The sequence below is a fragment of the Paracraurococcus lichenis genome, from assembly GCF_030657435.1.
Classification (GTDB): domain Bacteria; phylum Pseudomonadota; class Alphaproteobacteria; order Acetobacterales; family Acetobacteraceae; genus Paracraurococcus; species Paracraurococcus lichenis.
On record NZ_JAUTWS010000510.1, the window covers coordinates 1 to 397 of the forward strand.

Genomic DNA, 397 nt, shown 5'->3' on the forward strand with positions numbered 1-397 from the left:
GCACAGCCGCATGTTGTGGGCTCGCTTCGTCGCCCAGCAGGACCTCGCCACGGTGCTGCGCTGTCATGTCGCTGCCTTCGAGGTCCTCGGCGGCGTGCCGGAGCAGATCCTCTACGACCGGATGAAAACCGCTGTCCTCGGCGAGGTGGACGAGCGCGGCATCGTCTACAACGACAAGCTGCTGGCGCTGGCCGCGCACTACGGCTTCATGCCCAAGGCCTGCCGGCCCTACCGGGCCAAGACCAAGGGCAAGGTGGAGAGGCCTTTCCGCTATGTCCGAGAGGACTTCTTCCTCGCCCGCAGCTTCCGTAACCTCGATGACCTGAACGCCCAGTTCAGCCAGTGGCTCGATCAGGTCGCCAACCGTCGCCTGCATGGTACGACCGGGCGGATTGTA

Annotated in this window: 1 protein-coding gene; it reads left to right on the forward strand. The window is 65.0% G+C overall.

Translation table 11 applies throughout. From position 1 onward, the window contains the following. The coding region (locus tag Q7A36_RS41025; RefSeq protein WP_305109516.1) for a DDE-type integrase/transposase/recombinase at window positions 1–397 on the forward strand (397 nt) is incomplete at both ends.